Raw genomic sequence first — 24806 nt, forward strand, 5'->3', positions numbered from 1 at the left:
CATGTTATATCACCGTAATTAGGGTTTCAGGTGAAAGACGTTTAAAGCGTTCTTCCAGATTAATACGGTCTTTACTGGCGGCAAAACTGGCATCTTTAAACACGACTTTAAACGGCTGTAACTGGGCTATTTCATCAATGATTTTTGTATTGATATTGTCATCAAAACAGGCAACTAAAGCGTTAGTTTGCACAATAAATACGTTGTTACCGTGCATTTCTTTTTGCTCAATTGGTAGATTAAGCTCTAGCCCTAAATCTAAAATAACTTGGGTGAGTAAATCATCAGGCTTTCTGCTTTTCTTGATATTGCTTTCTAAAGAAAAAATGTCATCTTGGGTTAGCTGTTCAGGGTGATAATAGACTTCTTTCATATTGCTTGAGTCAGTTTTATAGACGCGAAATCCAATATCCAGTTTATCAATTCCTGTTTTATCTTGATTGTCTTCCACTATTTTAGTACCTGCTCGTCGGATACGCTCTTTACCTATTTCTGCAATGTTTTTGTAGCCCGCTTTATAGGCTTCAGATTTTTCATCAGTTGCTTCAGGGAGCTGTACCATAATGAATTTTCGGTTTCCGTTGTCTTCCGCATTGAGTTGCATGACTGCGTGAGCTGTGGTGGCGGATCCTGAGAAGAAGTCTAGGATTATGTCATCACTTCTATAAATCATTTTGCATAAGTACTGAACCAGTTCAACTGGCTTTGGATAATCATCAAAAACAACTTCAAGAGATTTTATTTCAGCCCCTGCTTTTTGCGGACCTCCTAAATTTTCCAACGATGAAATTACGTGACTTTGTATAGTTGATCGTTCTTTTATCACCTCTATTGCACCAGTCGGAGAAATAACAAACCTTGATGATTGTCCCTTAATATCTGTGACTGCTTTGTACTTATTTTTAATAAAATCTATCAATAAACTTTTTGAACTCCATCCACTTTTTATTTCAACTTCTTCAAATAATTTTCCATTTTTTATAACGGCATCTTGTGAATAGTGAGGCCATTGTGTGACCCTTTTTTCTATAATTGTTTCATCTATATTCGCAGGAAAACCTTTAGGTAAGACAACTGAACTAACAGGATTTTTGGGTCCATTTTTAACAATCGTATTTATTATTTCATTTTTATACAATTTACTGTCATTTGGTACACTTGGATCAATAACAGGGGGGGCTAAAAAATACTGCTCATCTTTTGCATAACTAAGAATGTATTCGTGACATTTTTTGAACTTTGCTTGATTATCAAAATTACCATCTGTCCGCCAAGAAAAATGAATTAGGAAATTTTCTTCTCCAAACACTTCATCACAAACGCCCCTTAAATTATGAACTTCATTATCATCAATACTAATAAAGATAACGCCATCTTCTGTCAATAAATCTCTAGCTACCACTAAGCGTTCATACATCATACTTAACCAATCAGAATGAAAACGGCCATTGGTATCGGTATTTCTAAATAGCTTGTTCTCTTCCTCATCCGTTGTGCCTAGCTCTTCTTCATAATCTGCTTTTTTAGCTGCGAAATTATCTTTATAAATAAAATCCTTGCCTGTGTTGTAAGGCGGGTCAATATAAATCATTTTGATTTTACCTAGATATGACTCTTGTAAAATCTTCAATACCTCAAAGTTATCGCCTTCGATATACACGTTTTCTGTGCTATCAAAGTTCACGCTGTCATCTCGGCACGGACGTAGAGTTTTAGTAACCGGGGTATTGGCTTTTAATAATGCGGCTTTCTTTCCAGGCCAATCTAAACGATAACGCTCATCGGCATCATCAACTAAGACACTGGATAAACTTTGTTTCAATAGGTCAAAATCAAGGGCTTTTTTAACATTGCCATTTTTATCTTGGGTCTCTGTCATTACATTAGGAAATAGCTTGGCAATCTGTTCCATGTTCTGCTCAGTAATATTCGGGGTTTGCATTTTTAATTTTTCGATCACGATACGTCCTTTATAAGCTGTAATTGCTGCTGTTTATCTAATAATGTCTTGTTCAACTCGACTTTTCTATTCATTTGCTTTTCTTTACTGATTTTCTTAGTCAGTAAGGCAATGTCTTTTTCTAGCTGTTTGGTTTTATGGTCAGTTTCGATAACCACCTTAAAATCCTTTTGTTTTGTTGTTTGATTTTTAATAAAAGCTTTAATCAGCTTTTGGTAGACTTGCTCTAAGTCTGTGCCTGTAAAATCAAACTGAACAGGCTCATTCCATTCTGAAAAGTAATAATCTGTTGGCATTGGTTTTTCAATATCACTTAAACCTTTTAAAGTAATAGCATAAGCAATATGTTCATTAAATCTGAATTGATAAAGAATTTGATAAGGAATGACTTTATCAATCAGCGCAAGAATGTTTTTAGGAATAAGCTGCTCTTTTAATTCAATCTCAAAGACTTGTATTTCTGTCACGGCGGCTGTTTTATTGATACCTAACGTATTTTCTGAGAGCTTATATTGCCAAGTGATTTTTTGTATTTTATTAACAAAATCATCTTTTAATTTAGAGCTTATAGCTGCTTTCTCATAGAACTTGGTTTTGGCTATAAATCGATTAACTAATGCGCTATCAGGTAGGTGTAAGCTCATTATTTTATGACCGTAAAGGTGAGTAATTCAAAGTCTTCTAGCCCTTTAATACTATTGACTAATGCGCTAGTTCCACCTTCTGAAAAAAGGCTGTCTACATCACTCTCTTCTTTGGTATTTAATATAGAGTTTATGGAATCACCGAGCATGTCTGAGTAAGCATCCATATTATTACCATCGTCTGTTTCTAAGTTAAAGTATTCGTAAGCGTCTCTAATTGGCTCATCTTTGCCTTTTGAGAGCAGTCTTAATATATCAAGGGTATGCTTTACATTGAGGTGATTAGAAAGTATTTCCCCATTTTCTTTAATATAGACAAGATAGAACGGGTGTAGCTGGTTGATACTATCAATATTAACGTCACTATTAATATTTTTTAGAACAAAAATAACCCCTTCATGGATGCCTTTTTCAATGACTTTATTACACACAGTATGTATGCCACTTGGGACGCTCTCTAAACTGCCATTTTCATTAATGTAATTCACTAAGTCCATGCGGAAATCATTAAGCCCTAAGTCCGTAATAGACACGCCTGTATCTACATCTTCTATATCAACAACTTCATCTTGTAGCTGTTGCAGTTGTTTTTTCCTGAATAATAAATCAGAAGATTGATTAGTTAATACGTTGTCTTCACCTGTGGCAGTCATATCCACCATGAACATTTTACTTTCAACTCTATTTTTTAAATTAATGTAATCATCTAAGGAAAGTTGCGGCCAGAAGTTAATAAGCTGGATAACTTCGTTTTGTGACCCGATCCTATCCACTCGCCCAAAGCGTTGAATTATTCTTACAGGATTCCAGTGAATATCGTAGTTGATTAAGGTGTCACAATCTTGCAGGTTTTGCCCTTCTGAAATACAGTCGGTGGCAATTAATATATCTATTTCTGGGGCGGTTGTGTTGCCCCTATTTTTAGAACGTGGTGAGAAGTTGATAAGGATATTATTAAATTCATTGGCAATGTCTAATGTGGTTTTATTTTTATCTGATCCCGTTATTTTCGCACTCTCAAGGTTATGCTGTTCTTTGCTATAGAGTGCTGTGTTTTTATATAGGTAATCTACGGTGTCCGAAAAGGCACTAAAGATGATGATTTTTTTATTGCCGTCATTAATGGGGTTGTTGGTCTTATTGGTTATAAATTGTTTTAGGTCTTGTAGTTTTTTATCATGCTCAGGTGTGACTTGTTTTATTTCATTGAGCAGAGCATTAGCTATTTCATAATCTTCTTGTAAGTCTATCTTCCAGCCTGATGTATTCATATCCGCGAGGTTGATTTTTACTTTATCGCCAATACTAAATTCGGTGTCTAGCCAATCATCGCTTTCAACATCTAAATTAATATCATTAACCTGTGGCTCATCGGTATAGCTTTTGGTGCCATTTTGTTCAAAGTCTTCAATGTTATTGATATTGCTTTCTATTCTATTAACCAGTTTTTCTAGGGTAATTCTAAAGGAATCTACTGAACTCTCTAGGCGTTTAAGTAGGTTGACTCGCATAAGCGTTTGTAGGCTTTTTTCCCTATGCGATTGTTTAAAACTTGAGCCTTGATTGGTTTCGGTATCATATAAGTCACTATAAAACTGCGCCTTACTGGCTAAGATATAGTTCATAGGTGAGTAGGTACATAAATTCAGTTTTGATAGTTCTTGGTATAAGTAGGCTATGCCAATAAAGCCTTTGAGTTCTGTAATATCCGAGCGGTGTGTTATAGGTTTTAATCGCGTGGGGAATTTACCAATTTTCTCCATATCGTAATATTTTTCGATATGTTTTCGGCTTCGGGCAATGGTGACGCTATCGAGTAATTTAAAAAAGTCAAAATTTGTATTTAAACGACTTAGAAGTTGTTGGCTAGTACGTTCTTTATCCTCTAATTTAGACCAGTCATTAAATATTTTTTGTGAGTTTCTAAGAATGCTATCAACTGATTGGCTAACATCCATGTGGTTATCTATGACTTGGGTTTGTCCTTCATAAGCTAGCGCAATCTGGTTTTTAAGATCAGTAAACTTATTATTTACAGGGGTTGCTGAAAGCATCAAAACCTTTGTTTTAACGCCTGCTTGCATGACTTGGTGAAGTAATTTCTGGTAGCGGGTGATTTTATCTTTTTTCGGGTCATTGTTCCTGAAATTATGGGACTCATCAATTACCACGAGGTCATAATTTCCCCAGTTAATTCTTGATAAATCAATGCCATTTGAAAATCCTCTGTTTCTTGATAAATCGGTGTGATACAAAACATCGTAATTAAAGCGGTCTTTAATTAATGGGTTGTCATCATAATTATTTAAGAATGTTTTCCAGTTATCGCCTAGTTTTTTAGGGCAGAGTACCAATACAGTGCGGTTGCGTTCTTGATAATACTTAATAACCCCTAACGCTGAAAATGTTTTACCTAAACCAACACTATCAGCCAAAATGCAGCCATTGTGACGTTCTAATTTGTTAATAATGCCTAAAACAGCGTCACGCTGAAAATCATAGAGCTTATTCCATATAACAGATTCTTTAAAGCCTGTTTTTTCATTGGCAAGTTCATCTTCAGAGACATCTTCTAAAAATTCATTGAAAATATTATGTAGGGTTACATAGTAAACAAATTCGGGTGAGTTTTCTTTGTATAGCTCCGCTATGTAGTCAATGACTTCTGTTGTAACATCCTTTAATACTTTTTCATCATTCCATACATCTTCAAAATTTTGGGAATATTGCTGGGTTGTATCTAAATCATCCGTTTTGATGATTTGATTTAAAATAGTATTGTCTTTTTGATAACCTAGTCCTGTACTGGTGAATTCATTGATCCCCATATAAACAAAGTTACTTTTATCATTTTTTAATCTTAAATGCGGTTGTATGTATTGATTTACAGCATTTGTTTTGAAGGAAGCCTTTTGTTCAATCCATTTTTTACATTCTTGTGCAATAGCTTTCCCTGTAAGTTCATTTTTTAAATTTATCTCAAAATCAGAACCACTGATTGCTTTTTTTCGATGATTAGAATTGATTTGAAACTGTCTTTGCTCTCTTTTGTTTTTATCCAGTTCTATAAAGGTAGGGTCGGTGAATATAAACCTGAGTTGCTTAATTTTATCGAGTTCTTTTTTTAATGCTGCATACCCATAAATAGAAAATATACCTGCTGCAATATCAACTTTACTACCCGTAGTAATGGTTTTCTTAAAATCATCGCCAACTTTATCGGTCTTGTTATTAAAACTTTCTATCACAATGATAATGCCCTATTTTCTTTTTAATTCCCGATCAATAGTATTAGCTGAAACACCTAACAACTCTCCTACTTCGGCTTGTGTTTTTCCACTGTTCAATAATTGGCAATGGGATGGAAAAACTTGAACATCGAGTATAAGACTATCTATCCATATCCTTACTTACTTCATTAGCGATAACCTTGGACTCCTTCCGGTTCTGTCGCAATAATTATCAAAAGCACAGACCTCCTGGTCTTCAGGCATACGCTGAAAATCATGGAAACGGAGCTTAGCGAAGTGGTGATTTTTAGTCCCTGATAGGCGATAGGGCAATTCGCTGATTCGACGTGTGCTAGCAGCACGCGAGAGGAGCAAGAATTGCATTCCGAATAGCCGTCCAGCCAGTGAGGTAGTAATGACGAAGCGGCTTTTGTGCGTAGTCGTTGCGGACGCAGGGCGTTCAGGGCATCTCCCATCCGCTGCGTAGGTGAACGAATTATGGCGACAGGAGTCCCGGAATTTCGTGAGGTAGCATGGCGCGCCTGACTATCCTGCTAAAGCGATGATCCTGTTTGATGAGGTTATTCAAATATTTAACTTGTAATATGTCAATCATAGTGGCAAACCCAGCGAGGATTAACAAGAGGTTAATATTGGCTAATCCTGCATAGTTAGCGCCACTTTTATCCATAACGACCTTATCAGCTGAAGTTTCCCAATTATTGAGTAGCTGAAATACACAATGCTGGTGTATCGAGGTTTATTTTAGGTGGTTTTGCCATGTTTATCATCAGTGTTCCCCTATCAATTGAGGCCGTGAAACTAACCTCGCCACAAGAGAGCTCATAAAGCACTGTAAAGACATTCCTGTTATTATTGCGTTTTGAACTGCCCGAATGGTATACGAGCTGATACGAGATATTCTTGCCTGGAAAAATAATGGATTCACAAAACGATCTCGTTTTTGAGCCTGTTGCTGCCTTATCTCCAGAGCCTCGCTATATTTTTTATCCGATGGATGAATCAATTCTGGCTGTTGTGTTTTTGAAATCTCTTCAAACACGCGCATTAAATTATAGCTCATTGCAGTCAGGCGCATTTGATTTTCAAGTGAGCGGGTATTGGAAGACCAAGCTTCGGGGAGTCGCTATTTTTGCGAAAGCTTGTTTTGGGCATCCCAGCCCAAGCAAGCAGCAAAAACTTAACGCGACCACTTATGCCTCCGGCGGCCCCGATTCGTCCTCGTCACCTCGTCCCGACCCAACAAGGGGTCGGAACATAGGCTCCAAATGACTTGACGCCGTGTCGGATGGCCTTTTATTTTGTCTCCACCTTCGCTAACGCTCAGACTCCGACAAAACAACGGCCCTACGGCTATCGCGGACTAAAAATAATCACTTCGCTTAGGCTACGTTTCCCTGATTTTCAGCGAGTGTTATTGAATGTCTTTTCAATCGTCCATCGCTTGAAATACAGCATGGCAATGGTTCCAGGGTTAATAGTCATTGGCAAGGTTGTCACAAACCGGTGAAGTTTTCCGGTTTCTGGATCACGGTAATCCACCACGTTAAATTTGATGCCCTTGTTTTCGTACACACTGCATGCTTCAACTCCTGTATTGATCTCATGGCGGGAGTCAAAAGGGATAGACTCAACCAGAGTCGCAATTGAATTTTCTTTTAGCATTGAAATCATGTAATTAGCATGTCGTTTCTGCCGATCCCACCAGACAAAGTCGGTGACGGCTTTATCGTAGACATAGAGATGTTTCTGAGAGCTGTTATTTCCCTTGTTTTGCTTTTCAATATGATCTCGTAACACAGGTATTTCTTGATGTCTCTGAGTTCCGTTTGTCACCAGACAAAGAAATCTGAGCAACCCACTTCTGAGATTCAACGCGTAAATCCCCCCGGCCGCATAAACTTTCCCCTTGCTGTTTTTTTCAGTATGGCAGGCATGATCAATAAAATGTCCATCCGCTGCTTCTATGGTGTATTCGTCAAGTTCCGGGAATGCTTTAAGATAATCAATGCCTTGCGATAGCAGTGTTTCAGAGTGAAGATGATAGCTCTGCTGTTCAAATGCCTCAAGCATACTGGTTCTGTCGCATAAATCCCCCTTCCCGACGTTATCTGCTATCATAATTCTCAATTTCAATAAAAGGTAGATCATATGCTCAGCTTCAAAGGCACTCACTTCCCAAAAGATGTCATTCTTTATGCTGTTTTCTTTTATGTCAGGTATGGCGTTTCGTATCGCGACCTTGAAGAAACTATGGAAGAAAGAGGTGTTGAAGTGGATCATGCTACGCTCAATCGTTGGGTTATCCGTTATTCTCCTGCCATTGCTGTAACAGCTAAATCTGAGAAACGAGAAACCAACAAATCGTGGCGCATGGATGAAACGTATATCCAAGTGAAGGGTCAGTGGACCTATTTATACCGAGCTGTTGATAGTCACGGGGATACGCTTGATTTCATGCTTTCTGAGCGCCGTGATGAAGAGGCTGCAACCGCATTTTTTAAACAAACGATTAACAATAATGGCTTTCCTGATAAGGTCGTTATGGATAAAAGTGGCGCTAACTATGCAGGATTAGCCAATATTAACCTCTTGTTAATCCTCGCTGGGTGTGCCACTATGATCGACATATTACAGGTTAAATATTTGAATAACATCATCGAACAGGATCACCGCTTTATCAAAAAAATAACAAAACCGATGATGGGCTTTAAAGCGTTTCACTCCGCTCAAGCAACCATTGATGGAATTGAAACGGCACATATGATCCGAAAGGGACAGTTGTCGGAGGAAAAAATTCCTGCTTATAAGCAGTTTATGGCTTTAGCAGGATAGTTATGCCTGAAGACCAGGAGGTCTGCGCTTTTGATAATTATTGCGACAGAACCCTTCTGGTTCATAATGCCTACCCAGCTTGGGTAGTTCAGTTAATAGGTATTTCAGGTAATCAAAAGGTTCCAGGTTATTAGCAACGGCTGTTTGCACAAGACTGTAAAGTAGTGCGCTGGCATTTGCACCGCGTGGTGTCTGGTTAAACAGCCAGTTTTTACGTCCAATCACAAACGGTTTGATATGCCGTTCAGCTGCATTATTATCAATTTGTATATTACCGTCATCAATATAGCGGATCAAGCTACCCCACTGGTTAATAGTGTAACGAATGGCTTTACCTAACAACGCAAATGATAAGTAATTTATATTCATTGATTTATTAAGAAAAAAAACCAAAAAAAATCAAAACCCAAAACCTCTAAAACTTTATTAAAAACAATATCTTAAGTGGAATATTCTCAACTATAAATGCATTATATATAAATATAAAAAAAACAAAAAGCAAAACAACGTAAATGATAATTGGTTTATATCTAATATATATATATCTATTGATTTCTTAAGAAAAAAACAAAAAAAATCAAAATCCTAAACCCTTAAAACCTTATTGAAAACAATATCTTAAGTGGAATATTCTCAACTATAAATGCATTATATATAAACATAAAAACAAAAACCAAGAAAAAGCAAAACAACGTAAATGACAAAGGGTTTATATCTCATTGTATATATATATTTATTGATTTCTTAAAAGAAAAAACCAAGAAAAAGCAAAACAAATTAATAAGGAGAAGGCTTTAGAAGAAAGCTTAATCTATACCCTTTATAGCTGTATAAAATACATTTATAGTTAAAGACGCCCCCCCCCTTAAGGGGGGGCGTCTTTAACAGGTTTTTAAGGGTTTAGGGTTTTTGTTTTTAAGAAATCAATAAATATATATATACAATGAGATATAAACCCTTTGTCATTTACGTTGTTTTTATTTTTCTTGGTTTTTATGTTTATATATAATGCATTTATAGTTAAATACAATCCCTTTAATGGGTTGTTTTTAATAATGTTTTAGGGTTTATGGTTTTGATTTTTTTTTGGTTTTTTTTCTTAAGAAATCAATAAATATATATACAATGAGATATAAACGAATTATCACTTAGGTTGTTTTGGTTTTTTTTGCGTAGTTGAGGCGTCTACTCTTTAAAAGAAACTTACCCATCATTGCTTATATCAAAAATGTAGTTTAGCTTCCTATGATGAAGCTAGTACTTGAACAGGTTCTGTCGCATAAAGTTCACTTCTCCGTGTTACCTGCTATCATGAGTCTCAATTCGAATAAAATAAGGTTCATATGCTTAGTTTTAAATGGCGTCATTTTGAAAAAGAAATCATTCTCCTAAATGTCAGATGGTACTTGGCTTATCCACTCAGTTATCGCAATCTTGAGGAAATAGCTGAAGAACGAGGCTATCATGTTGACCACAGCACCCTTAATCGGTGGTTGATAAATTATGCACCTGAATTAGAGAAAGAATTTCATAAAAAGAAGCGTCCTGTTAATGGACGGTGGCGGATGGATGAAACCTATATTAAAGTCAAAGTAGAGTGGAAATATTTTTATCGTGCCGTTGATAAAGAAGGCAATACCATTGACTTCTTACTCACCGCAAAGCGTGATATGAAAGCAGCCAAGCGCTTTTTTAAGAAAGCCATTAAGAGAAATGGCCGCCCTGAATTAGTCAATATTGATAAGAGTGGTTCCAATAAAGCAGCGCTTAATAGCATCAATAAGGAAGACTCAGATACCCCTAAAGTGGAACCCATTGTAATCCGTCAATGTAAATATTTGAATAATATTATCGAACAAGATCATAGGAACATTAAACGAATAACTCGCCCTATGTTGGGTTTTAAAAACTTCCATAGGGCCCAAAAAACATTAGCAGGTATTGAGATAATGAAAATGATCAAAAAAGGACAAATGTTCGGAGGGGATGGTTTGTCTCCTGCAGGACAGTTTTATTCATTAGCTGCATAAAGGTCAGTTATAACCAAGTTTTGCCGTCACGATAAGTTCTTGCCACAGAACCCCAGGTTAGAAAGTAGCCCTGTTTATGAAGGGATTAAGACTGACCTTTTCAGGATTTCGTATTTATAATCCCCCAGCAAATCCAGACAAGAAATCAAAGCAATCTTATTCCAAATTAGTTACTATTTGTAAAAAATTGGTAACTACTCAGCGTAATTTAAACTCATAACAGATTGATTTAAAATAATAATTAATGTATCTCTCTGAATTTTAGTCCAATTTTCACCCCTTTTTAAAGGTGAAAATGACTAAAGTAAGGTTAAATTAAAATATATCCATTTGATTTTAAAGTTAAAAAACACGCTGAGTAGTTACAAAAATTGGAGTATTAAAATGAGCAGAAAAAGAACGGTCTACAGTGCTGAATTTAAAAGCAAGTTGGTATTAGAAGTTTTAAAGAATGAAAAAACACTGCAAGAAATTGCCAGTGCAAATAACATCACACCTAAGAACCTACAAAACTGGAAAAAAATATTCTTAGACAATGCAGAAATAGCAATGGAGCCCTCCAAAGCCGTTAAAGATTACAAAGAGGATCTATTAGCAGCTCAAGAACAAAATGAGATGCTCACAAAAATCGTAGGAAAAATGACGGTTGAAAAGGAGTGGCTCGAAAAAAAGCTAAAAAGCTTGGACTCATCTGATAGAAAACAGTTGATTGAGCCCAAGCTTAACACTCTACCTCTAACACAGCAGTGTGCATTATTAGGATTAAATAGAAGCAATCTCTATTACAAAAAAAGAGAGAATAAAAAGAAAGAAGAGATCAAAACTCAGATTAATCACATTTTTAAAGACATCCCTATTTATGGTGCGGCTAAAGTACACCAGCAGTTGCTTGAGGATGGTTTTAAAGTCAGTTTAAACACGGTGGCGAGTTATCCGGTAGCAGATGGGCTTGAAAGCCGTATTAGCGGTTAAACAAGTCAATACAACGATCCCCATAAAAGAACATAAAAAATATACTTATAAGCTTAGAGATCTTGATATATCACACGCTAACCAAGTTTGGAGCACAGATATAACCTATATTAAAACCAAAGAAGGGATGGTTTATTTAGCGGCGATTATTGATTGGCACTCAAAAGCAGTGCTCGCCCATAAAATATCAAACACAATGGATTCTTTTTTAGTTATGGATGTATTACTCGATGTTCAAGTTTTCAGCTATAACTGGGCTAAGAAAAGTAAATTTTTCCGGCTTTGTTTTATAAGTGATTGATTTACAATGATGTTGATGCTTTCTTTGTCAGTAAAATTATCAATAAAATCAATCAGTTAAAAAACTTTAACATCGAGTATTAGATGAAGCGCTTTCTCTCTACGGAACACCTGAAATTTTTAATACGGATCAAGGCAGTCAATACACCAGTGAAATTCATACCCAACGACTAAAAAACAAAGGCATTACTATTTCTATGGATGGAAAAGGACGAGCAACGGATAATATTTGTATTGAACGGTTTTGGCGAAGTGCAAAATGTGAGCGTATTTATTTAAATGAATATGGTTCAATTAGAGCGTTAATAGAAGATGTTGATGACTATATTGAGTTTTATAATCATCAACGGTTTCATGAAACCCTGGACTATAAAAAACCAATGAATGTATATAGAGAAAGTATTTTAGCTAATGAACAGCAGAATGAAGCGGCTTAGGAATATGGAATAAGGATTGTTGAAAAATCTGTCTTGACTCTTTGGGGTGCTATAATTCTCCGTAATGCTGGTTGGTCAATAATTTGTGATATTTCGAAATCAGAAGCAACCGCCATCCCCCGCTCTATTTTTTCAATAATAGGCTGTTGGTTACTATTTATTTCTAAAGCTTCGGGGAGTCGCTATTTTTGCGAAAGCTTGTTTTGGGCATCCCAGCCCAAGCAAGCAGAAAAAACTTAACGCGACCACTTATGCCTCCGGCGGCCCCGATTCGTCCTCGTCACCTCGTCCCGACCCAACAAGGGGTCGGAACATAGGCTCCAAATGACTTGACGCCGTGTCGGATGGCCTTTTATTTTGTCTCCACCTTCGCTAACGCTCAGACTCCGACAAAACAACGGCCCTACGGCTATCGCGGACTAAAAATCTTCACTTCGCTAAAGCTCCGTTTCCAGGATTTTCAGCGAGAGTCTTTTTTTAGGTAACCTTTTATTAAAGATTGAAAGAACTCAATTGATTCAGGGTGACGGTGTTGTTCGCCAATAATTGTAATGGAGTGAGGTTTTATAGAATTAAAAATAGGTTCGCTATTCCCAGCAGTAACGAGGTTAGGGAATAGCAATAATATGATATAGTATGATATGAGACTATATCGAATCATACTACTTTGTTAGCTCTTTGATTTTATTATCAATTTCTTTCTCTATTAAATCAATACAAAACTTCTGCATGCTATCTGGTGTGTTTTCAGCAATAAATTTAAGCTTCAATAAATAAGGCTCTGATAGCCTTAAATTATAAGTTTTCTTAACATCATCACGAACACCTTTATCTTCCCAAGAGTAAGAGTATTTTCTCTTCACGGCTTCTTTTTTAGGTGCTGTTTTTTCCTCTGCACCTGATAAAAAGTCATCTAAATCAGCTGCAGATTTAGATTTACCAGGTAATTTACTTTTTAACTCACTCATCGCCAAATACCTCTTCGTACAATAATTCCATTTCGGCTGCTGCCTTTTGATCTTTAGGCTTCAACTCTGCTATTGATAAACCATCTTTCGCTGCCTTTCTGTATGCAATACGATCACGAATGATTGATTCAGATAAATCTAGGTTATCGAAGTCATTTAATAATTTAGCCGTATCATTAGATTCATGAACAGATGGGTTTGTAGATGCCCTACTGATAATTACTTTAGCAACTAAATCAGGATTAAATGCCTTTGCTGTATCAACCAGTTCTTCCATTTGGTTTAGTGTCCAAATATCAAATTGAGAAGGTTGAATAGGTACAAATAATCTTTCAGTAACAACTAATGCTGAACGTAACTCAATTGAATCACGACCACCAGCATCAATAATAATATCTTCGTAGCGGCTTGCTAAATCTTGAACTTCTTTAGGTAGGCCTTTTCCGAATTTTTGAACACAAGCAACACGAGGCGTAATGCCTTCCTCATCTCTACTTTGTGCCCAATAATTTGCACTACCTTGAGGATCAGTATCGATTAACAATACATCACGACCTGTTAAAGCTCTCATTGCAGCCATGTTGGTTGCAATGGTTGTTTTACCAGTACCACCTTTTTCTCCACCGATTAAAATAATCATCTCATCTCATATTGAATTATGTCATCCCATATCATTTCAAATCGTATGAAATAATATGAAGTCATATCATATCATATTGTCTATTTATGATGCTCAGAATGAATTTAGTTTTGTTTTCCAATTAGATACCTCTTCTCATTTAATCTATAGCCGACGACACCCAAACACTAAAAGCCCCTTATAGTTGAAAACCAATAATAGGGGATGCTAAATCTTGTAAGTGTTTATTGCCATCAATAAACACAATGGCGACTTTTGGTGGGAGGGGGCGGTATAAATTAATAAATGCCTTTGGCATACAACTCTTCTTAAAATACTAAAAGATAGAGAATTTTAGTGCAGCGTTTTATTTTTCTTTACGTACAAACTCTCAATTAAGTTTAGCGTTGCCAGCATCATATTTTGAGTCATTTCTATATAAGGAATACGAGCAGGGTGCTCATTAGCATAATCAACAATAGAGTCTTTTAACACATCATAAAATTTACGCTGCACAATAGTAAATTGGGGTAGGGTGATTTGATTATTTTTAATAGCCGTTAAACCAGCCTGAATCTCTCCCATTTTTTCAATGATCCATTCTTCTGTTTGTGAATTAGCTTTACCAAAAGCATAGCTATAAACACACAAATAATCGAAACATAAATCCATAAAGTAAGCACCCATATCTCGATTATTATTATCAATAACTCCAGAAAAAATATTAAATATTGTTCCTGATAGGGCAGGTTGTTCAATATGGAAGTCAGTAAGGATTTGCTGGCCTTCAATTTCATTAAGGTTTCGGGCGTAAGTGATGGCTGAATAGAGGTCTTTGTCTGATAAGGGAGTCATGGCTTGTTAAGTAGTAATTAATTTTATATTTAGGATAACAGCTGAACTGTACGACATTTCAGATACTCACTACAACCCCAAAATTTCTTTCCTTGATTATCTCCACGATTAGCAGTTCCTAGTATCATTTCTTTGCCACATTTAGGGCAAGAATTAATTAAGTGGACTTCCCCAACGCATCCCTCAACCCCTTAATCCTACTCTCAGCCTGATCATAATTTTCCCCAGGCTTAGCCAGCTTCTCAACCTCTTTTTTACTAACATGCTTGGGTAGTTGATTAGGTGCTTTGTTTTCTTTAGGAGGTTCTTTTCTTGTAAACATAACCACATCATTTTTCATTGATATGTTGTATTCAGGCAGGTTATTTTTTTCAACTAATTTAGTTATATTAAACCGTAATTTATTTAGTGGCGAATTCGAGCCTATCTTTTCTTTAAGTTTATTTAATCCAATCTTCCAAGCTACTTGATTACCGCAATGCTTTCGAGCTAACTCATACAACCTACGATCTGTTGGCTTCCTAATGCTGAAATACTTCCGATCTATACTAAGTACCGCATTACCTAAAACAGAACTATAAAACCACTCAGACAAAACTACCTCTACGGCAACCATCCTTCCATCTTTTCCTTCTTTGACGATACTCCAGCTATCAATCAATCCAAATTCAGAAAGAACTTCTTTTCCATTTGTTTGTATATCAGTTTCAATCCGGGTTCCACTTAATCTCTCTAACCCATCTTTTAACTGAATATAAGATTTACCGTTAATCTTTTTATCTGTAGAAAGTAAATAATCGTACGCTGTAAACCTCACTCTATTAGATATACGCTCACCATTATTTTTTGCATTCATCAAACAAGATGTAAGATAAAGCAATATATCCTTATCATGGATCGTAGCTAATCCTGTATAGCTGGGTTTAATTTTGATCGTATTCCCGTTGTGCTCATACACCAACATTCGATGGTCAGGCTTAGTTGAGAGACTAAATACAGGATGTTCCATAGAAGCGGTGTCATCCTTATAAGTATCAAAGACATCACAGATAAAGAAATCCGTTTGTTTATGCTTATCAGGAGAAAGAAAGTCAGCCATAACTATTGAGGTATCAGGAATAAAACATTATGATGCACTATACAATACTATTGAGGTATCAGGAATTATTTATTTATTTTTCTATGTTTAATGCAAAAATAGAACTTAAAAATCAGACTGTGACTTTGGGAACAGCATTGTGACTTTGGGAACGGTTTACTGTGACTTTAGGAACAGGTATGTTTCTATATCCTTTCTATAATCAAGCCTACAGATCTTTTTTTTACCCTGTAACATATATTAACTATCTTTTAACTTATCTAACTTAGTTTTTATTTTAAATAATTATTAAAAACCAAAAAGAAAATGCCTTCATTTTCTTTCTTCTGCTAACTTCTTATGCTGCAAACAAACCCGAATCATTAGCCCATTTTGAATAGAATCTACCTTAGCTGGTTTACTGCACCGCTCACCAGTACCTGTAATCGCCATGCAATCATATTCTCGGTGTAATAATTCATCATAAGTGTGCTTTAAATACCGGCAACTCGACTTTAAGCTTTCTACTTTACTGTCCGCATGCACAGCCTTTAAATGCTCTTTATCGCGCTCCTGAACAAGCTTTAAGCCAATATTTTCTCTTTCTATTAACTTAGCTTCAATAATCAGCTTCTCAGCTTCTAAAAAGGGATATTGACTATATCAATGCTCAAGCCGTGATAATGGCGCAAGAGGTTGGGAAAGTTGTTAGCGCAAGCGAAGCCCTAAGATATATCATTCAAAGAGACAGGAGCGCGAAAGTATGAAAGGTATAGTAATAGTTGGAACTAAGGGCGGAGTAGGGAAAACTTCTATAGCCCATCTTTTAGCGTTAGGCGCAGCATGGAAGAATACCCCTGCTTATTTAATGCACACAGACGACAGAGAGCCTATAGAGGTTAATGGGCGGCCTTATATGTATTATGATGCAAGAGAACCAGAAACCCTATCTACTCTAATGGGTGCAGCCATTAATAGTGATGGTTTTTGCATTGTTGATAGCGGTGGTAATCGCCCCAAGTTTGATAAATGGATAGCGGAAAGCGTTGATCTTGTTTTAATGCCTGTTATCCCAGACCCCGAAGGCGTGGACATGGCAATAAAACATATGCAACAACTAGAAGAGTACGGGGCTAAAAATGTAAGGTTCATTATGAATATGGTATCAAGTAATGAAAATGAACATTTACGCGACTTTAGGGAATATTTTTCTAAGCTTCCAGAGGGGAAGATTATCGGAAAAATTAAGAAAGTGGCAGCCGTTAAACGATTACGAGAAAGTGATATAGAGCCTTTTAAAACGCCGCCTAGTAATGTTAATAACCTATCAAGAGCATTATATTTTACCGTTAAAGCAGCCCTTGAGAAAATCGAAGAAAAAGAAATAGAAGCGGAATAGTATGATTGAATTATCAAAGGCATGTGTTATCAACTGTAACCTGCAAACTCTTTGCCATTCGTTGCGATCTAGCCACATAAAGAGCCATGTGGGGCGACACACACCTCAAGGGTTATAAGGGTGTATTTTTGTGATAAAACGCCTGTATACGCCACTAGGTTTGCTTTTCCTAACCACGCCCTTTTTATGGTTCTGTCGCAAAAACCAAAAATAGCCTATTACCTACGATCATAAGATTTAAGTTCACCCAAAGTAGGTTTGCATGCTCAACTAAAAATGGCGCCATTTTTTAAGTAATTATTTTCCTGAACACCAGATCATACCTGGATTATCCATTCAATTATCCCGATAAGTTGATAATATTGTCTCCTGCATGATACTTTGTCATGAGAGGCATAAAAACAGGTTTATAGCCGAGTTTACACAAATACTTATCTTTTGCGACAGAACCGAAAAAAGAGGGGGGGGCAATGGAAACAAATGTTTACACGGAAAGACAAGCTTTAAGTGATTTAGTTAAGTGGTCGTTAGATAGACCATCATGGCAACGCGATGCTTTGAAAAGAATTGTGCTGCAAGAGGGTGATTTGTCCTCAATAGATATTGAGGAACTTACAAAAATTTGTCTTGATTCATCCTCTTCATTCGATCCTCTTACAAGTGATGATGTTAAGGCAGGGATAGTTACAGGTGAGCCAGTATCAATAGTGAGCGTTGAAAATCCAATTGGCATTAATGCCCTTGCAGAGAAACAACGTCTTGAGTTTTCAAAAACGGGATTAAGTATAGTCTATGGAGATAATGGATCGGGCAAATCAGGCTATGCTAGGATTCTTAAACATGCTTGCCATACGCGTGATGGTAAGCTTGATATTCGTGGTGATATTCAAGATATTGAACCAAAGGCGCAATCTGCGAATATTATTTTTTCAACAGGTGATAAGGAGACAACGCTTAATTGGAATCCTAAAAAATCAAGCCTTCCGAACTTATCATCTGTGAGTGTCTTTGACTCTAAGAGTGCGAATATTCATGTAGATGAAACAAATCCTATTGCTTATACCCCGGAACCGATGCGGATTTTAGGTAAACTTTCAGATATATGCGACACGATAAAAAATAATTTAGATAATCAAATTGCCCTGCTTATCAAGCAAACACCAGAAGCGATCAAAACTCCATCTTTAAATGAGAAAACCAAAGCGGGTATATTCCTTTATGGGCTGTCTGACAAATCAAGCCTAGAGACGCTCAAAGAGTTATCTACATTAAGCGAAGAAGAAAAAACACGCCTATATCAGTTAGAAATTGATTTTGCACAAAACCCTAAAATATCGGCAGAAAAAATTGAGCGACAAAATAAATCTCTCGTTTTATATAAACAGCAGTTTCAAAAGCTACATAATGCGATTACAGAAGAATCCTTTAATCGCCGTGATAGTTTGAGACAAGAACGAGATAATAAAATGAAGCTCGCTAAATTAGCGTCTGAAAAGATTTTTGCAGCTTCTCCATTGCCTGATGTTGGTAAGGAAGTCTGGCAGCAGCTTTGGGAGGCTGCTAGGCAGTATTCAGATCAAGTAGCGTACCCAAATAAGAAGTTCCCAGAAGCCAATGCAGACGGAGATTTCTGTGTGTTGTGCCAACAAGAGCTTGATGAAGAGGCTGTTTTAAGGCGTTTAACTTTTGAGGAATTTATTCAAGGCACGACTAAATCTGATGAAACAACGGCCATAACTGCATATAAAGAAAATATTATTCAATCTAAAACGGCAGATATTTCTCTTTCTACTATTAGGGATGCAATTGCTTTTCTTGAAAAAGATTTAGGCGAAAGCAAACTGGCTAAAAATGTCCGTGTTGCATTGATTACAGCCAAATGGCATTTACGGATATATATGCGTGGGTTATCACCTCAAGCAAAGGCTATTGAAATCCCTGAAAGTCGGCTAAATGAAATAAACCAATCCCTGTCTAAGCGCGCTTCTCAACTCTTAGCAGATGATAAAACACCAGAGCGCATAGCGTTAATAAGGGAATTAAATGAGCTTAAAGATCGTAAACATTTAAGCTCAATATTTGAAGATGTAAAAAAAGAAATATCTCGTCAACAAGAAATTGCAAAGATCAAAAAAAAATAGGACAACGGCAAAGAGAGGAGTAACGAATAAAAATAAGGAGTTATCAGATAAGTTGGTTACAGATGCTTTAAAAGAGCGTTTTTATCGTGAGGTAGAAAAAATTAATCTTTTGGGTAGCCTGCCTGTAGAGCTACGCAAAGTTAAAGACCGAAATGCGGTTTCTTTTTTTCAGGTTTGTTTTGCTGAAAAACCCAATGAGCCTGTTGGTGACGTTTTTAGTGAGGGAGAATATCGCTGTATTGCCCTGGCTACTTTTCTAGCAGAGCTTGTAACCTCAAGTTTGCATTCAGGTATTATATTTGATGATCCTATGTCCTCGCTTGACCATATTAATAGAAAATATGTTGCTGCTAGGTTAGTCGAAGAATCTCAACACCGTCAGGTAATTGTATTTACGCATGATCTTACGTTTCTTTATGAGCTGAAATGCGCAGCAGCAGCAGAAGAAAATAGCTCTGCCAATGTGCATTATCAAACCATCAAACGCAAGGAAAATCGCCCCGGATATGTTGGGGGTGATCTTCCTGTAAAAGCAACATCAGCTATAGGTGTTGCCCATACTCTTCGTTCAGAGATAAAGACTGCGCGGCCTAATTTTAATAATTGGTCTGATATGCAGCGCACTATATTTTCAAAAGGTATTATTGAGCAATTGCGTGAGGCCTGGGATCAAGGAATTGCTGACTTTATTTCCCCTGTTCTTGGGAGGTTCGATAATCGTATTAAGGGCAATAGCCTATTTAAGCTGGAAATTCTAAATAAAAATGATATTGATACTATCAAAATAGCCCGCTCACACCTATCAGAATGGTTGCATTCTGCATCCGAAGCTATCAATCAAACAGAAATTACCTGTGATACTCTGATTACTCAAATTAGTACTCTTGAAAAATGGCTACACGATATAAAGAAACGTCAGAAGGCGGGGAGTCGCTATTTTTGCGAAAGCTTGTTTTGGGCATCCCAGCCCAAGCAAGCGGCAAAAACTTAACGCGACCACTAATGCCTCCGGCGGCCCCGATTCGTCCTCGTCACCTCGTTCCGACCCAACAAGGGGTCGGAACATAGGCTCCAAATGACTTGACGCCGTGTCGGATGGCCTTTTATTTTGTCTCCACCTTCGCTAACGCTCAGACTCCGACAAAACAACGGCCCTACGGCTATCGCGGACTAAAAATCATCACTTCGCTTAGGCTCCGTTTCCCTGATTTTCAGCGGAAGCTATACGACCAAAGTAAATATCCACTTATACTCAATGTTCCAGTTTTTTTATCTTGATTTAACCTGAGTTCGGGATAAGGAATTATAGCAAAGGCAATAAATATTCTCTTCTTAGGTTCAATACCTTCGCCAAAATAAAGCCTTGGTGTGCCAACACCAAGGCCTAGAAAACCACTATAACCACTTAAAAGGATGGAAAAAGGTTAATTAAACACCTTTTTCCATCCTTCCTTTGTTTTTACGGGCCTATCAACCAGTTGTACAAATAACTTAAGCTCATCCAATACTTCAATAACCTGGTCTCCTGAAAGCAACAGTGACAAAGAACAAATAAAATGAACAGGTTGGTCTAACATATTTAAAACATGCAAAGACTGAATGCAGTCATCCAACCTTTTAGCATCGACTTTTTTAACGTAAGCGTCAATTAAAGTACACATTCTAAACCAATATAAAAAATGGCAGACTAATACCTCCAATTAACTCAGGAGTAATTTATGAGTCCATCTCAAAATAAAGCGGCTATGCAAAATCATATACCGCAATGGCAAGCCAGTCGTTTAACTCAGGTCGGGTATTGCAAAGCCCATGATATCAAGCCGCATATCTTCAGTTATTACAAAAAGCAATTCAGTTCGCTCGCTCCACCAGTGTTACAAGTCAAGCAATTGGTTCCGGTAACACTGGTTGCAGAGGACATGTTGAACGGATCAGGTGTACCTGCTGATTCATCAGTTATCAAAGTGACTCATTCTAATGGCTTCAGTCTGGAAATTTGTGCCAGTACAGAACTTGCATCATTAAAGCCGCTACTGAAACTGGTTAGGTCTATCTCATGATAAACGGGCTTGTTGTTAATCAAGTTTTTTTGGCGACCGGCGTTACTGATATGCGTAAATCTATCAATGGTCTGTCACTGATTGTTTCGGAACAGTTTGGCCATGATCCCTTTGCCGGAAGTATTTTTGTCTTTTGTAACCGCTCTCGCGATAAACTGAAAATACTCTATTGGGAGTGTAATGGGTTCTGGCTTTATTATCGGCGCCTGGATAAGAGGAAGTTTCAGTGGCCAACCGAGTTAAACGAACATCCGTTATCATTAACCTTACGTGAATTACACTGGTTACTGGAAGGTTTATCCTATCGGCAAGCGCAAGCTCATACCGCTATTTCTGGCTTAATAAATAATTGATTTGTTGCCGTTATTTTACGTGGAAAATATCTAATAAAACAGCCAGTTAAATGATTATTTAACCCTGTTTGGTGGTATAATAAACACCATGAAATCACTTCCTGAAACACTGCCAGACGAGACGAATGTACTGCACAAAATGGTGCTGGACTATCAGTCGACAGTGGATCAATTACAGGAAAAACTGACATGGTATGAGGAGCAGTTTCGTCTGTTGCAACATAAGCGTTTTGGCACCTCCAGTGAGAAATGTACGGGTCAAATGGAGTTGTTTAATGAAGCGGAGTCCATTCTTGATAGCTTAAAGCAGGATGATTCCGACCCTGAAGAAACCCTAAGCTATCAGCGTAAAAAGCCAGGCCGCAAGCCATTATCCAGAGATATCCCGCGCGAAGTTATCCGTTATGAATTACCTGAAGCAGAGCGTTTTTGTGCCTGCGGTCATGCATTGCATGAGGCTGGCGAAGACAAGTCAGAGCAGCTAGAAATCATTCCTGCCCAGATCAAAGTCATTGAACATATACAGATCAAGTATGGCTGCCGCACCTGTGAAAATGGCATTATCAGTGCACCAAAACCCGCACAGCCCATTCCTCGTAGTTTTGCCTCGGCACGTTTATTAGCTTACATTATTGTCGCCAAGTTCATGGATAGCCTGCCACTTTACCGGCAGGAAACCATTTTCAAGCGCTTAAGTGTTGACCTTTCTCGTGCCACGCTATCTAACTGGGTATTAAAGTCCGCTGAATTGCTCCTGCCCTTTTATGATCGACTGCATGCTCTGCTGATTCTACAGAAGATCCTCCAGGCCGATGAAACAACCTTAAATGTGATTCGGGATGGTCGAGAGACGAAATCCTATATGTGGCTCTATCAGAGTGGTGGGCATGAATCCGAGCACCCGATCGTTTTGTATGATTATCAGCCAACGCGGGCAGGAGCGCATGCTGAAAGCTTCTTGCGGGCCTTTTCAGGTCACTTGCAGGTAGATGGCTATGCAGGCTATCATGCACTGGCATCAGATGATTGTATCCTCGTGGGGTGTATGGCACATGCGCGGCGTAAATTCGATGAAGCGCTAAAAGCCCTCCCTAAAGAGAGTCGCAAGAATAAAATGGGGCTGGCTCAAACCGCATTACGTAAGTTTGCCCGACTGTATGCACTTGAAAAACAGATCAAAGACCTGACGATAGAGCAACGTTATTTACAGCGTCAGGAAAAAAGCAAACCTTTACTGGAAGAGTTAAAGCAGTGGTGCGATAACAACCTTACCAAGACAGCAAAGGACAGCGCAATAGGTAAAGCCATTCGTTACACTATTAACCAGTGGGGTAGCTTGATCCGCTATATTGATGACGGTAATATACAAATTGATAATAATGCAGCTGAACGGCATATCAAACCGTTTCTGATTGGACGTAAAAACTGGCTGTTTAACCAGACACCACGCGGTGCAAATGCCAGCGCACTACTTTACAGTCTTGTGCAAACAGCCGTTGCTAACGCTGAAAATCAGGGAAACGGAGCCTAAGCGAAGTGATGATTTTTAGTCCGCGATAGCCGTAGGGCCGTTATTTTGTCGGAGTCTGAGCGTTAGCGAAGGTGGAGACAAAATAAAAGGCCATCCGACACGGCGTCAAGTCATTTGGAGCCTATGTTCCGACCCCTTGTTGGGTCGGGACGAGGTGACGAGGACGAATCGGGGCCGCCGGAGGCATAAGTGGTCGCGTTAAGTTTTTGCTGCTTGCTTGGGCTGGGATGCCCAAAACAAGCTTTCGCAAAAATAGCGACTCCCCGATCAAGCAACAATTGATGGAATTGAAACGGCACATATGATCCGAAAGGGACAGTTGTCTGAGGAAAGTATTCCTGCTTATAAGCAGTTTATGGCTTTAGCAGGATAGTTATGCCTGAAGACCAGGAGGTCTGCGCTTTTGATAGTTATTGCGACAGAACCGACGGGAAGACGACATTCGCTGAAAATCATGGAAACGTAGCTTAGCGAAGTGGTGATTTTTAGTCCCTGATAGGCGACAGGGCAATTCGCTGATTCGACGTGTGCTAGCAGCACGCGAGAGGAGCAAGAATTGCATTCCGAATAGCCGTCCAGCCAGTGAGGTAGTAATGACGAAGCGGCTTTTGTGCGTAGTCGTTGCGGACGCAGGGCGTTCAGGGCATCTCCCATCCGCTGCGTAGGTGAACGAATTATGGCGACAGGAGTCCCGGAATTTCGTGAGGTAGCATGGCGCGCCTGTTCAGGGAGATTGGTAAATGGGTAAACATATTGAACAATTAGAATCATGGTTTAAGAGTCGCTCCAACTGGCTTCAAGATGCAACACGTAGATTATTAGAAAAAGGTGACTTAGATCAGTTTGATTTAGATGAACTGTATAAAATATGTGGTATTGAAGCAGGGATTAATTTTGAAGATGACATTATTCCAGAGTTTGTTCCCATGCAAACAGGTTCTTTTACAATGGATGAGGAAGGTTCAAAGGTTGAGCTAAGGTCTATAGGAAATATTAAGGGAATAAATGCTCTTCATCCAAACGAGCCAGTATTGTTTAATGAAGGTTTAACCGTGATTTATGGTCAAAATGGGTCGGGTAAATCTGGGTATACGAGATTATTAAAAAAAATCTGTGGTGCGAAGAAAATTGGTTCTATATATCCAGATGTCTTTAGTACTAAACCTGATTGCCAAGTTTGTGATATTGGATATACGATTGAGGATGAGTCATATAATGTGAGTTATGATATTTCTTTAGGTATTAATGACCAACTTTCTTCAATAGAAATATACGATAGTGATTGTGGTTCTGTATATGTTAATGAAGAAAATGAATTAGCTTATGAACCAGAGTTATTAAGGGTTTTTAGCCGCCTTATTGAAATAAGTGAT

General features: G+C 37.8%; 32 protein-coding genes and 4 pseudogenes. 19 read left to right on the forward strand and 17 right to left on the reverse strand.

The window, feature by feature from the left end:
• Positions 1 to 4: 4 nt before the first annotated feature.
• From K6984_RS20535 to K6984_RS20560, 7 genes and pseudogenes are all read right to left on the reverse strand, one after another.
• The gene (locus K6984_RS20535; RefSeq protein WP_230988218.1) at positions 5 to 1912 is read right to left on the reverse strand and encodes a site-specific DNA-methyltransferase; all 1908 of its coding nucleotides are present in this window, start codon (positions 1910 to 1912) and stop codon (positions 5 to 7) included.
• Between the two features lie 44 nt (positions 1913 to 1956).
• Positions 1957 to 2604 (reverse strand): DUF4391 domain-containing protein, encoded by a 648-nt coding sequence (locus tag K6984_RS20540; RefSeq protein ID WP_221897200.1) that lies wholly within the window; start codon positions 2602 to 2604, stop codon positions 1957 to 1959.
• Positions 2604 to 5852: a helicase-related protein gene (locus tag K6984_RS20545; protein ID WP_221897201.1), complete on the reverse strand. Its 3249-nt coding sequence runs from the start codon at positions 5850 to 5852 to the stop codon at positions 2604 to 2606. Before K6984_RS20545 ends, K6984_RS20540 begins: the two co-directional genes overlap by 1 nt.
• Positions 5853 to 5864: 12 nt before the next feature.
• A complete protein-coding gene (locus K6984_RS36430; protein WP_420831697.1) occupies positions 5865 to 5951 on the reverse strand; it encodes a helix-turn-helix domain-containing protein in 87 nt (28 codons plus the stop codon).
• 71 nt (positions 5952 to 6022) lie between these two features.
• Positions 6023 to 6310: a hypothetical protein gene (locus K6984_RS20555; RefSeq protein WP_221897202.1), complete on the reverse strand. Its 288-nt coding sequence runs from the start codon at positions 6308 to 6310 to the stop codon at positions 6023 to 6025.
• A gap of 56 nt (positions 6311 to 6366) precedes the next feature.
• Positions 6367 to 6558: pseudogene (locus tag K6984_RS36435) on the reverse strand (IS6 family transposase); the annotation flags it as partial.
• Positions 6559 to 6624: 66 nt separating this feature from the next.
• On the reverse strand, positions 6625 to 6933 hold the full coding sequence (locus tag K6984_RS20560; protein WP_221894087.1) for a hypothetical protein: 309 nt from the start codon (positions 6931 to 6933) through the stop codon (positions 6625 to 6627).
• A 54-nt stretch (positions 6934 to 6987) separates the two neighbouring features.
• Here K6984_RS20560 and K6984_RS34355 point away from each other — a divergent pair, with 54 nt between their 5' ends.
• Both K6984_RS34355 and K6984_RS20565 read left to right on the forward strand, forming a co-directional pair.
• A complete protein-coding gene (locus K6984_RS34355) occupies positions 6988 to 7116 on the forward strand; it encodes a hypothetical protein (RefSeq protein WP_263458596.1) in 129 nt (42 codons plus the stop codon).
• Positions 7117 to 7143: 27 nt separating this feature from the next.
• Complete coding sequence (locus K6984_RS20565) at positions 7144 to 7365, forward strand: hypothetical protein (protein ID WP_221897203.1); 222 nt, start codon at positions 7144 to 7146, stop codon at positions 7363 to 7365.
• Here K6984_RS20565 and K6984_RS20570 read toward each other — a convergent pair.
• On the reverse strand, positions 7260 to 7928 hold the full coding sequence (locus K6984_RS20570; protein WP_221897204.1) for a hypothetical protein: 669 nt from the start codon (positions 7926 to 7928) through the stop codon (positions 7260 to 7262). The two genes, K6984_RS20565 and K6984_RS20570, sit on opposite strands and share 106 nt — an antisense overlap.
• Before the next feature lie 78 nt (positions 7929 to 8006).
• Between K6984_RS20570 and K6984_RS20575 the strand changes: the two genes are divergently transcribed.
• Positions 8007 to 8690, forward strand: coding sequence for an IS6 family transposase (locus K6984_RS20575; protein WP_221897205.1), 684 nt, complete (start codon positions 8007 to 8009; stop codon positions 8688 to 8690).
• Here the strand turns inward: K6984_RS20575 and K6984_RS20580 are convergent.
• Positions 8691 to 9029 (reverse strand): annotated as a pseudogene (locus K6984_RS20580) (IS66 family transposase); the annotation flags it as partial.
• A gap of 1004 nt (positions 9030 to 10033) precedes the next feature.
• Here K6984_RS20580 and K6984_RS20585 point away from each other — a divergent pair.
• From K6984_RS20585 to K6984_RS20605, 6 genes and pseudogenes are all read left to right on the forward strand, one after another.
• Positions 10034 to 10720: an IS6 family transposase gene (locus K6984_RS20585; protein ID WP_221897206.1), complete on the forward strand. Its 687-nt coding sequence runs from the start codon at positions 10034 to 10036 to the stop codon at positions 10718 to 10720.
• A 384-nt stretch (positions 10721 to 11104) separates the two neighbouring features.
• Complete coding sequence (locus K6984_RS20590) at positions 11105 to 11692, forward strand: transposase (protein WP_221897207.1); 588 nt, start codon at positions 11105 to 11107, stop codon at positions 11690 to 11692.
• Positions 11664 to 11993, forward strand: coding sequence for a DDE-type integrase/transposase/recombinase (locus K6984_RS20595; protein WP_221897208.1), 330 nt, complete (start codon positions 11664 to 11666; stop codon positions 11991 to 11993). The genes K6984_RS20590 and K6984_RS20595 overlap by 29 nt, the downstream gene beginning before the upstream one ends.
• 85 nt (positions 11994 to 12078) lie before the next feature.
• Positions 12079 to 12429 (forward strand): annotated as a pseudogene (locus K6984_RS20600) (transposase); the annotation flags it as partial.
• Between the two features lie 188 nt (positions 12430 to 12617).
• The gene (locus K6984_RS34360; protein ID WP_263458819.1) at positions 12618 to 12746 is read left to right on the forward strand and encodes a hypothetical protein; all 129 of its coding nucleotides are present in this window, start codon (positions 12618 to 12620) and stop codon (positions 12744 to 12746) included.
• Positions 12747 to 12773: 27 nt separating this feature from the next.
• Positions 12774 to 12914, forward strand: a complete 141-nt coding sequence (locus K6984_RS20605; protein ID WP_221897210.1) for a hypothetical protein — start codon at positions 12774 to 12776, stop codon at positions 12912 to 12914.
• 177 nt (positions 12915 to 13091) lie between these two features.
• Here the strand turns inward: K6984_RS20605 and K6984_RS20610 are convergent, their stop codons facing one another.
• The 5 genes from K6984_RS20610 to K6984_RS20630 form a co-directional block, all read right to left on the reverse strand.
• Positions 13092 to 13397 (reverse strand): hypothetical protein, encoded by a 306-nt coding sequence (locus K6984_RS20610; protein WP_221897236.1) that lies wholly within the window; start codon positions 13395 to 13397, stop codon positions 13092 to 13094.
• Positions 13390 to 14037, reverse strand: coding sequence for a nucleotide-binding protein (locus K6984_RS20615; protein ID WP_221897211.1), 648 nt, complete (start codon positions 14035 to 14037; stop codon positions 13390 to 13392). Before K6984_RS20615 ends, K6984_RS20610 begins: the two co-directional genes overlap by 8 nt.
• Positions 14038 to 14370: 333 nt before the next feature.
• Entirely contained in the window at positions 14371 to 14871 is a 501-nt protein-coding gene (locus K6984_RS20620) for a hypothetical protein (protein WP_221897212.1), read from the reverse strand.
• Positions 14872 to 15028: 157 nt separating this feature from the next.
• A complete protein-coding gene (gene trfA / locus K6984_RS20625; RefSeq protein WP_221897213.1) occupies positions 15029 to 15970 on the reverse strand; it encodes a plasmid replication initiator TrfA in 942 nt (313 codons plus the stop codon).
• A gap of 312 nt (positions 15971 to 16282) precedes the next feature.
• Positions 16283 to 16495, reverse strand: a complete 213-nt coding sequence (locus tag K6984_RS20630) for a hypothetical protein (RefSeq protein ID WP_221897214.1) — start codon at positions 16493 to 16495, stop codon at positions 16283 to 16285.
• 217 nt (positions 16496 to 16712) lie between these two features.
• Between K6984_RS20630 and K6984_RS20635 the strand changes: the two genes are divergently transcribed.
• The 5 genes from K6984_RS20635 to K6984_RS20650 all read left to right on the forward strand — a co-directional run bounded on the left by K6984_RS20635 (position 16713) and on the right by K6984_RS20650 (position 20767).
• The gene (locus K6984_RS20635; RefSeq protein ID WP_221897215.1) at positions 16713 to 17348 is read left to right on the forward strand and encodes a P-loop NTPase family protein; all 636 of its coding nucleotides are present in this window, start codon (positions 16713 to 16715) and stop codon (positions 17346 to 17348) included.
• A 470-nt stretch (positions 17349 to 17818) separates the two neighbouring features.
• Positions 17819 to 19489, forward strand: coding sequence for a hypothetical protein (locus tag K6984_RS20640; RefSeq protein WP_221897216.1), 1671 nt, complete (start codon positions 17819 to 17821; stop codon positions 19487 to 19489).
• A gap of 52 nt (positions 19490 to 19541) precedes the next feature.
• Positions 19542 to 20480, forward strand: coding sequence for an AAA family ATPase (locus tag K6984_RS20645; protein ID WP_221897217.1), 939 nt, complete (start codon positions 19542 to 19544; stop codon positions 20478 to 20480).
• Entirely contained in the window at positions 20429 to 20557 is a 129-nt protein-coding gene (locus K6984_RS34365) for a hypothetical protein (protein WP_263458600.1), read from the forward strand. The genes K6984_RS20645 and K6984_RS34365 overlap by 52 nt, the downstream gene beginning before the upstream one ends.
• A 27-nt stretch (positions 20558 to 20584) precedes the next feature.
• Complete coding sequence (locus K6984_RS20650) at positions 20585 to 20767, forward strand: hypothetical protein (protein ID WP_221897218.1); 183 nt, start codon at positions 20585 to 20587, stop codon at positions 20765 to 20767.
• A 146-nt stretch (positions 20768 to 20913) separates the two neighbouring features.
• Here the strand turns inward: K6984_RS20650 and K6984_RS20655 are convergent, their stop codons facing one another.
• On the reverse strand, positions 20914 to 21189 hold the full coding sequence (locus K6984_RS20655) for a hypothetical protein (protein ID WP_221897219.1): 276 nt from the start codon (positions 21187 to 21189) through the stop codon (positions 20914 to 20916).
• A gap of 18 nt (positions 21190 to 21207) precedes the next feature.
• Between K6984_RS20655 and tnpA the strand changes: the two genes are divergently transcribed.
• The 3 genes from tnpA to tnpC all read left to right on the forward strand — a co-directional run bounded on the left by tnpA (position 21208) and on the right by tnpC (position 23433).
• Positions 21208 to 21549, forward strand: coding sequence for an IS66 family insertion sequence element accessory protein TnpA (gene tnpA / locus K6984_RS20660; RefSeq protein ID WP_221897220.1), 342 nt, complete (start codon positions 21208 to 21210; stop codon positions 21547 to 21549).
• Positions 21550 to 21578: 29 nt separating this feature from the next.
• Positions 21579 to 21902, forward strand: coding sequence for an IS66 family insertion sequence element accessory protein TnpB (gene tnpB / locus K6984_RS20665; protein WP_221897221.1), 324 nt, complete (start codon positions 21579 to 21581; stop codon positions 21900 to 21902).
• Between the two features lie 88 nt (positions 21903 to 21990).
• Complete coding sequence (gene tnpC / locus K6984_RS20670) at positions 21991 to 23433, forward strand: IS66 family transposase (RefSeq protein ID WP_221897222.1); 1443 nt, start codon at positions 21991 to 21993, stop codon at positions 23431 to 23433.
• Between the two features lie 121 nt (positions 23434 to 23554).
• Here the strand turns inward: tnpC and K6984_RS34370 are convergent, their stop codons facing one another.
• Positions 23555 to 23683 carry a hypothetical protein gene (locus tag K6984_RS34370; RefSeq protein WP_263458596.1) on the reverse strand — a complete coding sequence of 43 codons (129 nt, stop codon included), beginning with the start codon at positions 23681 to 23683 and terminating at the stop codon, positions 23555 to 23557.
• 21 nt (positions 23684 to 23704) lie between these two features.
• Between K6984_RS34370 and K6984_RS31480 the strand changes: the two are divergent.
• A pseudogene (locus K6984_RS31480) lies at positions 23705 to 23806 on the forward strand (IS6 family transposase); the annotation flags it as partial.
• Here the strand turns inward: K6984_RS31480 and K6984_RS20675 are convergent.
• The gene (locus K6984_RS20675) at positions 23776 to 24087 is read right to left on the reverse strand and encodes a hypothetical protein (protein ID WP_221897223.1); all 312 of its coding nucleotides are present in this window, start codon (positions 24085 to 24087) and stop codon (positions 23776 to 23778) included. The pseudogene K6984_RS31480 and the gene K6984_RS20675 sit on opposite strands and share 31 nt — an antisense overlap.
• On the opposite strand from K6984_RS20675, the gene K6984_RS20680 reads away from it, so the two are divergent.
• Positions 24044 to 24181 carry a hypothetical protein gene (locus K6984_RS20680; protein ID WP_221897224.1) on the forward strand — a complete coding sequence of 46 codons (138 nt, stop codon included), beginning with the start codon at positions 24044 to 24046 and terminating at the stop codon, positions 24179 to 24181. The two genes, K6984_RS20675 and K6984_RS20680, sit on opposite strands and share 44 nt — an antisense overlap.
• The last annotated feature ends 625 nt before the right edge of the window (positions 24182 to 24806 follow it).

The sequence above is a fragment of the Bathymodiolus japonicus methanotrophic gill symbiont genome (assembly GCF_019721995.1).
GTDB lineage: Bacteria > Pseudomonadota > Gammaproteobacteria > Methylococcales > Methylomonadaceae > Methyloprofundus.

Bases quoted from the DNA above. Each gene is read 5' to 3' on its own strand.
- K6984_RS20535 (WP_230988218.1), bottom strand. From the start codon at position 1,912: ATGGAACAGATTGCCAAGCTATTTCCTAATGTAATGACAGAGACCCAA.
- K6984_RS20540 (WP_221897200.1), bottom strand. From the start codon at position 2,604: ATGAGCTTACACCTACCTGATAGCGCATTAGTTAATCGATTTATAGCC.
- K6984_RS20555 (WP_221897202.1), bottom strand. From the start codon at position 6,310: ATGGGAGATGCCCTGAACGCCCTGCGTCCGCAACGACTACGCACAAAA.
- K6984_RS20560 (WP_221894087.1), bottom strand. From the start codon at position 6,933: ATGCGCCTGACTGCAATGAGCTATAATTTAATGCGCGTGTTTGAAGAG.
- K6984_RS20565 (WP_221897203.1), top strand. From the start codon at position 7,144: ATGGCCTTTTATTTTGTCTCCACCTTCGCTAACGCTCAGACTCCGACA.
- K6984_RS20570 (WP_221897204.1), bottom strand. From the start codon at position 7,928: ATGCTTGAGGCATTTGAACAGCAGAGCTATCATCTTCACTCTGAAACA.
- K6984_RS20575 (WP_221897205.1), top strand. From the start codon at position 8,007: ATGCTCAGCTTCAAAGGCACTCACTTCCCAAAAGATGTCATTCTTTAT.
- K6984_RS20585 (WP_221897206.1), top strand. From the start codon at position 10,034: ATGCTTAGTTTTAAATGGCGTCATTTTGAAAAAGAAATCATTCTCCTA.
- K6984_RS20590 (WP_221897207.1), top strand. From the start codon at position 11,105: ATGAGCAGAAAAAGAACGGTCTACAGTGCTGAATTTAAAAGCAAGTTG.
- K6984_RS20595 (WP_221897208.1), top strand. From the start codon at position 11,664: ATGGGCTTGAAAGCCGTATTAGCGGTTAAACAAGTCAATACAACGATC.
- K6984_RS20605 (WP_221897210.1), top strand. From the start codon at position 12,774: ATGGCCTTTTATTTTGTCTCCACCTTCGCTAACGCTCAGACTCCGACA.
- K6984_RS20610 (WP_221897236.1), bottom strand. From the start codon at position 13,397: ATGAGTGAGTTAAAAAGTAAATTACCTGGTAAATCTAAATCTGCAGCT.
- K6984_RS20615 (WP_221897211.1), bottom strand. From the start codon at position 14,037: ATGATTATTTTAATCGGTGGAGAAAAAGGTGGTACTGGTAAAACAACC.
- K6984_RS20620 (WP_221897212.1), bottom strand. From the start codon at position 14,871: ATGACTCCCTTATCAGACAAAGACCTCTATTCAGCCATCACTTACGCC.
- trfA (WP_221897213.1), bottom strand. From the start codon at position 15,970: ATGGCTGACTTTCTTTCTCCTGATAAGCATAAACAAACGGATTTCTTT.
- K6984_RS20635 (WP_221897215.1), top strand. From the start codon at position 16,713: ATGAAAGGTATAGTAATAGTTGGAACTAAGGGCGGAGTAGGGAAAACT.
- K6984_RS20640 (WP_221897216.1), top strand. From the start codon at position 17,819: ATGGAAACAAATGTTTACACGGAAAGACAAGCTTTAAGTGATTTAGTT.
- K6984_RS20650 (WP_221897218.1), top strand. From the start codon at position 20,585: ATGGCCTTTTATTTTGTCTCCACCTTCGCTAACGCTCAGACTCCGACA.
- tnpA (WP_221897220.1), top strand. From the start codon at position 21,208: ATGAGTCCATCTCAAAATAAAGCGGCTATGCAAAATCATATACCGCAA.
- tnpC (WP_221897222.1), top strand. From the start codon at position 21,991: ATGAAATCACTTCCTGAAACACTGCCAGACGAGACGAATGTACTGCAC.
- K6984_RS20675 (WP_221897223.1), bottom strand. From the start codon at position 24,087: ATGGGAGATGCCCTGAACGCCCTGCGTCCGCAACGACTACGCACAAAA.